This is a genomic window from Kitasatospora albolonga (assembly GCF_039535905.1).
GTDB lineage: Bacteria > Actinomycetota > Actinomycetes > Streptomycetales > Streptomycetaceae > Kitasatospora > Kitasatospora albolonga.
In genome coordinates this window covers 58,540-66,481 of record NZ_BAAAYB010000011.1, presented here as the reverse complement: position 1 = coordinate 66,481, position 7,942 = coordinate 58,540, and the positions used below count along the sequence as shown (strand labels likewise).

At 73.2% G+C, this 7,942-nt stretch carries 4 protein-coding genes and 5 pseudogenes; 6 read left to right on the top strand and 3 right to left on the bottom strand.

What is annotated here, in order from left to right; all coding sequences use genetic code 11:
* Positions 1 to 321: 321 nt before the first annotated feature.
* Together ABD946_RS42415 and ABD946_RS42410 are read left to right on the top strand one after the other, a co-directional pair.
* A pseudogene (locus tag ABD946_RS42415) lies at positions 322 to 1,077 on the top strand (TgpA N-terminal domain-containing protein); the annotation flags it as partial.
* A pseudogene (locus tag ABD946_RS42410) lies at positions 998 to 1,510 on the top strand (transglutaminase-like domain-containing protein); the annotation flags it as partial. The pseudogenes ABD946_RS42415 and ABD946_RS42410, both read left to right, overlap by 80 nt.
* Positions 1,511 to 1,546: 36 nt before the next feature.
* Here ABD946_RS42410 and ABD946_RS03650 read toward each other — a convergent pair.
* Positions 1,547 to 2,158 (bottom strand): annotated as a pseudogene (locus ABD946_RS03650) (TetR family transcriptional regulator); the annotation flags it as partial.
* A gap of 178 nt (positions 2,159 to 2,336) precedes the next feature.
* Here ABD946_RS03650 and ABD946_RS03645 point away from each other — a divergent pair.
* Positions 2,337 to 2,867 (top strand): annotated as a pseudogene (locus ABD946_RS03645) (acyl-CoA dehydrogenase family protein); the annotation flags it as partial.
* Positions 2,868 to 3,024: 157 nt separating this feature from the next.
* Positions 3,025 to 3,474: an acyl-CoA dehydrogenase family protein gene (locus tag ABD946_RS03640; protein ID WP_345279978.1), complete on the top strand. Its 450-nt coding sequence runs from the start codon at positions 3,025 to 3,027 to the stop codon at positions 3,472 to 3,474.
* On the opposite strand, the gene ABD946_RS03635 is transcribed toward ABD946_RS03640, so the two are convergent.
* Positions 3,471 to 3,782 (bottom strand): hypothetical protein, encoded by a 312-nt coding sequence (locus tag ABD946_RS03635; protein ID WP_345279976.1) that lies wholly within the window; start codon positions 3,780 to 3,782, stop codon positions 3,471 to 3,473. The genes ABD946_RS03640 and ABD946_RS03635 overlap by 4 nt on opposite strands.
* A gap of 79 nt (positions 3,783 to 3,861) precedes the next feature.
* Positions 3,862 to 4,194: pseudogene (locus tag ABD946_RS03630) on the bottom strand (enoyl-CoA hydratase/isomerase family protein); the annotation flags it as partial.
* On the opposite strand from ABD946_RS03630, the gene ABD946_RS03625 reads away from it, so the two are divergent.
* Together ABD946_RS03625 and ABD946_RS03620 are read left to right on the top strand one after the other, a co-directional pair.
* A complete protein-coding gene (locus tag ABD946_RS03625; protein ID WP_345279974.1) occupies positions 4,088 to 5,662 on the top strand; it encodes a glycosyltransferase family 2 protein in 1,575 nt (524 codons plus the stop codon). The pseudogene ABD946_RS03630 and the gene ABD946_RS03625 sit on opposite strands and share 107 nt — an antisense overlap.
* A gap of 168 nt (positions 5,663 to 5,830) precedes the next feature.
* Entirely contained in the window at positions 5,831 to 7,834 is a 2,004-nt protein-coding gene (locus ABD946_RS03620; RefSeq protein WP_345279972.1) for an acyltransferase family protein, read from the top strand.
* Positions 7,835 to 7,942: the final 108 nt, after the last annotated feature.

The following is a 7,942-nucleotide window of genomic DNA, read 5'->3' as shown; positions in this document are numbered from 1 at the left end:
GTTCTCCGCGCGCCCATCCAGGTAGACCGATCCAACTGTCGGCGCCGCATGCTCTACCATGTATCGATGCTCCTGCTGCGTGTTCGTTTCGCAGCAGTTAGAAATGAGACTACCTGGTTTGCTGTGCCGGCCCGTGATGCGAGCTGGAACGCGGTCGGCAGCTGCATCAAGGGGGGAGGCCAATGAAAAGACCCGGTCCCACAAGAGCTGGAGACTACACGTCCATCGCACACCACATATGAAAACCGGAACCACTCCGGAAGCGCACCACCAGAGAGCAGTTGGAAAAGTGATCCATGGTTGACAAAAGGGTATCCGACGGTGGCGGCGCTGATCGCGGTGCTGGTCGACGCCCCTCGCGGTGACCTTCCGCCGGGCCGCGCTGGCCGGGCTGCCGCTGCTCGCGCTGTACTCCGTCGGCACCGGCCTGAACGGCGCCGACAACGCCTGCTGTGGTTCCTGCTCTCCGCCGCTGGCTACCTGCTGCTGCTCTTCGCCGAGGGCCAGGACCGGCTCTCCCGCTGGGGCCGGGGTCTTCCACGGCACCTCGCAGGACGGCAGCGGCACCATCTCGCACAGCGGCCACCGGTCGGCCTGCTCGCCCTGGCCTGCGCTGGTGGTGATCCCGCTGATCGTCCCGCAGACCGGCCTCGGCCTGTTCGGGACGGCAACGGAGCGGCGCGCGGCCTCGGCAAGGGATCGGGCGGCCGCGTCACCTCGCTGAACCCGGTGGTGGCCCTGACGGCCAATCTGACCCGTCAGGACGTCAACACCGAGATGTTCACCTTCCGCACCGACTCCAACGCCACCGACCTCTACATGCGGATCGGCGCGCTGGACAGCTTCGACGGCGTCTCCTGGAAGTTCTCCGAGCAGCGCCTCCAGCAGATCCCCAGCCCGATGCCCTACCCGCAGGGGCTCGGCCAGGACGTCCAGGCCGAGAGCTTCCGCACCGACATCAAGATCTCCAAGAACCCTCTCCACCGAGTGGTTGCCGATGCCCTACCGGCCGACACGGTCACCGTGCGGGGCGACTGGAAGTACGAGCCCGACACCCGCTCGGTGGTCGGCGACGGCGGCAGAAGACCGACGGCATCACGTACTCCGTGGTCAGCAAGGACGTCGCCCGACCCCCGAGCAGCTCCGCTCGGCCGGCCCCGTCCCGAACGAGATCGCCCCGCCGCTTCACCTCCCTGCCGGACACCCTGCCGCCGGTGGTCGCCCAGGACCGCCCGCAAGGTGGTGGCCGGCAAGAAACAACCCGTACGACCAGGCCGTGGCGTTGCAGGCCTGGTTCAACGGCCCCGAGTTCCGCTACAGCCCTCCAGGTCGCCGCGGCCACCGGGAACGAGGCCATCGAGCGCTTCCTGCGCGAGAAGACCGGCTTCTGCGTGCACTACGCGGCCACATGGCCGCGATGGCCCGCTCGCTCGGCATCCCGGCCCGGGTGGCCATCGGCTTCGCGCCCGGCACCGACATGGGCCGGGGCAGCTTCCTGGTGCGCAGCCAGGACTACCACGCCTGGCCGGAGCTGTACTTCCCCGGCTCGGGCTGGCTGCGCTTCGAGCCGACCCGAGCCGCGGCAGCGCCCCCGAGTACACCTCGGAGAAGGCCGCGCCGGCTCCGAGCGCCCAGCCGACCGAGGCGACCAGTCCCCGGCGGCCAGCACCATGCCGGTGATCGCCCGGCCCCAGGTCTCGGAGAGCAGCGGTCCGTCCGCCCCGAGGTCGACCTGGGCCTGCACGGCCTTGGTGATCTCGTCGGCGATCTGCTGGAGCGCGGGCGCCAGCGCCTGCCGGCGGCCCGGCCCTGGTCGCCGCCCTGGGTGATCAGCCGGTAGACCTGCGGGCGGGACTCGATCCCGGCCAGGTAGACGTCCAGCACGTGCTCCACCCGGTCGCGGCGCTCCAGCGGCTCGTTCAGCGCAGCCCGGACGGCGGCCAGCAGGCCGCTGGTGTGACGCTCCGTCAGGGCGCTGATCAGGCCGTTCCGGTCGCCGAAGTGGCGGTAGAGGATCGGTTTGGTGATCCCGGCCTCGGCCGCGATGGCGTTCATGCTGGCGCCCGCCGTCCCGCTGCACGACCCGGTCGGCGGCGTTCAGCAACTGCTCGCGGCGGGCTCGTCCGGCATGTGCTGCTCCCTGGGCGTGGGGGTGGATGTGGACGTTGACAGGCCTACCAATCAGTAGCAGACTCCGAGCATGTTACCGGGGGTAACACCCCACGGCATGGGACGACACCGCGACCGGAGGCACCCCGCATGAGCACCTTCTCCTCGACCCCGGCCCGGACCAGCTCGCCGTCCGCGACTGGCTGCACGGCTTCGCCGCCGACGTGATGCGCCCGGCGCGCGCCGAGTGGGACGAGCGCGAGGAGACCCCCTGGCCGGTCATCCAGGAGGCGGCCAAGCTCGGCATCTACTCGCTGGACTTCTATGCCCAGCAGTTCTTCGACCCCTCCGGCGTCGGCATCCCGATCGCCATGGAGGAGCTGTTCTGGGGCGACGCCGGGCTCGGCCTGGCCATCACCGGCACCACCCTGGCCGCCGTCGCGGTGCTGGCCAACGGCACCGACGAGCAGATCGGCACCTGGGCGCCGCAGATGTTCGGCACCCCCGAGGACGTCAAGCTGGCCGCCTTCTGCTCCTCCGAGCCGGACGCCGGCTCCGACGTCTCCGCGCTGCGCACCCGCGCCGTCTACGACGAGGCCAAGGACGAGTGGGTGATCAACGGCACCAAGACCTGGGCCACCAACGGCGGCATCGCCCACGTCCACGTGGTGGTCGCCACGGTGGACCCGGAGCTCGGCGCCCGCGGCCAGGCCTCCTTCGTGGTGCCGCCCGGCACCCCGGGACTGAGCCAGGGTCAGAAGTTCAAGAAGCACGGCATCCGCGCCTCGCACACCGCCGAGGTGGTGCTGGACGGCGTCCGGGTCCCCGGCAGCTGCCTGCTCGGCGGCAAGGAGAAGCTCGACGAGCGCCTGGCCCGGCCGCGAGGGCGCCCGCAAGAGCGGCAAGAACGCGGCGATGGCCACCTTCGAGGCCTCCCGCCCGGCCGTCGGAGCGCAGGGCCATCGGCATCGCCCGGGCCGCCTACGAGGTGGCGCTGGACTACGCCAGGACCCGGGTGCAGTTCGGCCGCCGATCATCGACAACCAGGGCGTGGCCTTCCAGCTGGCCGACATGAAGACCCGGATCGACGCGGCACGGCTGCTGGTCTGGCGGGCCTCCTGGATGGCGGCCACCAACCAGCCGTTCACCTCGGCGGAGGGCTCGATGTCCAAGCTCTACGCGGGCGAGACCGCCAAGTACGTGACCTCGCAGGCGATGCAGCTGCTCGGCGGGAACGGCTACACCCGGGAGTACCCGGTGGAGCGGATGCACCGGGACAGCGCGATCTACACGATCTTCGAGGGCACCAGCGAGATCCAGCGACTGGTGATCGCCCGGGCCATCTCGGGGATGCCGATCCGCTAGCGCGGTGGTGCCGAGGTGGTGGTGCCCGCGTGGTGACGTGCCGTCAGAACCGCGGGGCCTGCGCTCCAGGAAGGCGGCCAGGCCCTCGCGGACGTCCGGGGACCGGCGGGACTTCCGCTCCCAGGGGGCGAGGGCGGCGCGGGCGTCCTCGACCCGGGCCCGGCCTCCAGCGCGGCCTTGGCCGCGCCGAGGGTCTGCGGTGAGCGGGTGGCCAGCATCGCGGCGAACTCGTGTGCCCGGGCGTCCAGTTCGGCCGCCGGGTGCACCTCGTCGGCCAGTCCGAACAGCTCGGCCCGCCGGGCGTCCACCAACTCGCCGGAGAACAGGCAGGTACTTGGCCCGGGCCGGGCCGACCAGCCGGGCCAGCCGGGTGGTCGGCACCGCCGGGTAGACCACGCCCAGCTTGGCCGGGGTGATGCCGAGGCGGGCGTCGTGGGCGACGAAGCGCAGGTCGCAGGCGACCGCCAACTGGCAGCCGCCGCCCACGCAGTGGCCGTGCACCACGCGACGGTCGGGTGCGGGAAGGCGGCCAGCGCCTGCTCGGCCCGCGACGTTCTGCGCGTGGTAGGCCTCGGCCCGGTCCGGGTCCGCGTACACCTCGGAGAGCTCGGCGATGTCGGCGCCGGCACTGAAGGTGCCGCCCGCGCCGGTCAGCAGCAGCGCGCGCACCCCGGGGGCGGCGGCCAGCCGGTCGAGCACGCCGGGGAGCGCGCGCCACATCGCGAGCGTCACGGCGTTGCGCCGCTCGGGGCGGTCCAGGCGAGGGTCGCGACCGCGCCGTCCACCGTGGCCCGCAGGCCGGGGACGCCGGTGGATCCCCAGCGTCGACCTGCTGCTGCCCACCTGCGGCGAACCCCTCACCGTCCTGGAGAACGCCTACCGGCACGTCTCCCGGGTGCGCTGGGACGGCGAGTTGACCGTCCGGGTGCTCGACGACGCCGACGACCCGGCCGTCCGAGCCCTCGCCGAGGAGTACGGTTTCCGCTACCACAGCCGACCCGACCGGGGCCGGTTCAAGAAGGCCGGAAACCTCAACTTCGGTCTGGCGGCGGGTAGTTCCGACCTGGTGGCGGTGCTGGACGCGGACTTCTGCCCGCGCGAGGACTTCCTGGACCACCTGGTGCCCTACTTCGACCAGCCCGAGACCGGCATCGTGCAGAGCCCGCAGTGCTTCGACACCGACGCCTCGATGAGCTGGCTGGAGCGCGGGGCCGGAGCGACCCAGGAGATCTTCTACCGCTGGATCCAGCCCTCCCGGGACGCCCAGGACGGCACCGTCTGCTGCGGCACCAACGCGCTGTACCGGCGCCACGCACTCGAACTCGCGGGCGGATTCTTCGAGTCGGACCACAGCGAGGACCTCTACACCGGTCTCGCGCTGGCCCGGCACGGCTACCGCACCCGCTACGTGCCCACCCTGCTCGCCAAGGGCCTCTCGCCCACCGGCCTGTCCGCGTTCATCAGCCAGCAGTACCGCTGGTGCCTCGGCTCGCTCGCCCTGCTGCGCGACCCCGACTTCCACCGCGGCCCGCTGTCCCGCTCCGCCCGGATCTGCTTCTGGAACGGCATCCTCGGCTACCTCAGCAGCGCCGTGAACGTCTTCGCCGTGCCGCTGCCCGCCCTGCTGCTGCTCTTCTTCGCCCCCGAGCGGATCGAGCCCTGGCAGGTGCTGCCCTTCCTGCCGCCGCTCTGGGTCTCGCTCGCCCTGCTGCCCGCCGCCTCCCGTACCCGCTGGCGGTTCGAGGTCACCCGGGTCCAACTCCTCAGCGGCTTCTGCCACGTGATCGCGCTCGGCCACGCGCTGCGCAGCCGCAGTGCCGACTGGGTGCCCACCGGCGCCATCGCCGGCCGCTCCGCGCTCGGCCGCACCGTCGGCCGGATCGGGGTGCTCTGGCTCTCGTTCTGCCTGGCCGCCGGCGTCGTCGGCCTGGTGCGGGCCGTCCTGCTGCACGGCTGGCAGCCGTACTGGGCGCTGGCCGGGCTGCTGGTGCTCACCGCGTACACCACCGTGCCGGTGCTCACCGCGCTCTGGGCGCTGCTGCGCGGCGAGGACCAGGTGCGCGGGCCGAAGCGGGCCCCCACGGAGGCCGGCGCGGAGAGCTTCGGGCGCCCCGAGGCGCTCGCGGTCACCGCCGTGCTCGCGCTCACCGCCCTGCTGGCCAGCGGCTGGGCCGACCCGCTCTTCTGACCGGCCCTCAGCACCGACACACCCTGAGCGCCACCACACCCCTCAGCACCACCACACCCTCAGCACCTCCGTGCGCGTCGCCCCACCGGCGCGGGAACGGCCGCCGGGAGGCCCACCCCCATGGGCCCGGCGGTAACACCCACCGCAGCCGTCGCAAGGAGCACCACCGTGTCCGACCTGATCACCCTGACCCGGCCGACCAGAACGGCCCCCGCGCCGCCCGCACCGCGCAGCGGCGCCGCACCCTTCCGCCCCGACATCGAGGGCCTGCGCGGCGTCGCCGTGCTGACGGTGCTCGCCTTCCACGCCGGAGTCCCCGCCCTGAGCGGCGGTTACGTGGGCGTGGACGTCTTCTTCGTCCTCTCCGGCTTCCTCATCACCGGCCTGCTGGCCGGCCCCCGCCCGCTCGCCCTGCGGGACTTCCTGGCTCGCCGTGCCCGCCGCATCCTGCCCGCCGCCGCCGTGGTGCTGACCGCCACCGCGCTGGGCGGCTGGCTGCTGCTGGACCCGTTGCGCGGCGCCGACCTGGCCCGTGACCTGCTGGCTGCCGCCGGGCAGTTCGCCAACTGGCGGTTCGCCGGGCAGCAGACCGACTATTTGACCGCCACCCGGGACCCGAGCCCGGTGCTGCACTTCTGGTCGCTGGGCGTGGAGAACCAGTTCTACCTGCTCTGGGGCGGCCTGGTCCTGCTGCTGGCCAAGGGCCGCCGCCCGGCCGTCTGGCCCGTCACGCTGCTGGTCGGCACGCTGTCGCTGCTGCTCTGCCTGCGCTGGACCGCCGACGCCGCGCCGCTCGGCTACTTCTCCACCGCCACCCGGCTCTGGGAGTTCGCGATCGGCGGGGCCGCCGCCCTGCTCTACCGGCGCCGCCTGTTCGGCTCCACCCTGCTCGGCTGGCTCGGCCTGGCCGCGGTGCTGACGGCCGCCCTGCTCTACGACCGCGCCACCCCCTTCCCCGGCAGCGCGGCCCTGCTGCCGGCCCTCGGCACCGCCGCCCTGCTGCTGAGCGGCCCGGGCACCGGCCGCTGGTACCAGGCCGGCGGGCTGCTGGCCAGCCCGCCGCTGCGGGCCGCCGGCCGCCTGTCGTACGCCTGGTACCTCTGGCACTGGCCGGTCCTGACGCTGGCCCAGGCCCGGTACGGCGCCCTGCCGTTGGCCGTCACGGTCGCCCTCGCGCTCGGCTCCGCGCTGCCCGCCTGGCTGACCCTGCGCTACGTCGAGAGGCCGCTGCGGCGCGGCCGCTCCAACGCCCCGCGCAAGGGCCTGTCGGTCGGCGCGGTGGCCCTCACCGTCCCGCTGATCGCCGGGCTCACCCTGGGCGGCGGGGCCGTGCGCGCCCTCGGCGACCCGGACGCCGTGGTGGTGATCCCGGCCGGTGCGCCGAGCGGCCCGCTGCTGCTCGCACCCGGCGTCCAACTCACCGGTCTGACCCCGACCTTGGCCCGGGCCCGGACCGACCACCCGCCGGCCGGCGACTGCCAGATCGCCCTGACGGCCGATCAGAGCCCGCCCTGCCTGTTCGGCGACACCCGCTCCCCGGACCGGGTGGTGCTGCTCGGCGACTCGCACGCCGGGCAGTGGATGGCCGGGCTGCTCTCGGTGGTGCGCCAACGCGGCTGGGCATTGGAGGTGTTGGTCAAGCCCGGCTGCCCGCTGCCCACCATGACGGTGCGGGACGAGGTGCTCGGCCGCGAGTACACCGAGTGCGACCGCTGGCGGGAGAACACCCTCACCCGGCTGGCCACTGGCCCGAAGCCCCGCCTGGTGGTGGTCGCCGGCCTGAACCGCTTCGGCAGCGCCGAGCAGCGCTCGGCCGGCTGGGCCACCGCCCTGGAGCGGCTGAAGGCCGTCGGGGCGCCGGTCGCCTACCTGGCCGACACCCCGATGCCCGGCAAGGACGTCCCCGTCTGCCTGGCCTCCGGCGAGACCTGCACCTTCTCGCGTGAACAGGCCCTGCTGCCCGAGCCGTTGCTCACCGACGGCCTGGCCACCAAGTACGGGGTCACCGTGCTGGACTACCGCGCCCTGCTCTGCCCGGGCGAAGGGGAGTGCCCGCCGGCCCGTGAGGGGGTGCTGCTCTACCGGGACACCGGCCACATCACCTCGACCCTGGCGGCGACGCTGGCGCCGCGGATCGACCTGGACCTGCGGACGGCCGGGCTGCTGCCGTGAGGTGAGCACGCCGGCTGTTCGTCCGGCGTACGCCTGGGCGTCGGTGTCAGCGGGGGAAGACGGGGGAGGAGTGCTGACCGTACCGTCCCCGTCCCTCGTCGGCTCCTC

What these genes read in the sequence shown, in the direction of transcription:
- ABD946_RS03625 (WP_345279974.1), top strand. Translation starts at nt 4,088, where the DNA reads ATGTCGGCGCCGGCACTGAAGGTGCCGCCCGCGCCGGTCAGCAGCAGC.
- ABD946_RS03640 (WP_345279978.1), top strand. Translation starts at nt 3,025, where the DNA reads ATGGCCACCTTCGAGGCCTCCCGCCCGGCCGTCGGAGCGCAGGGCCAT.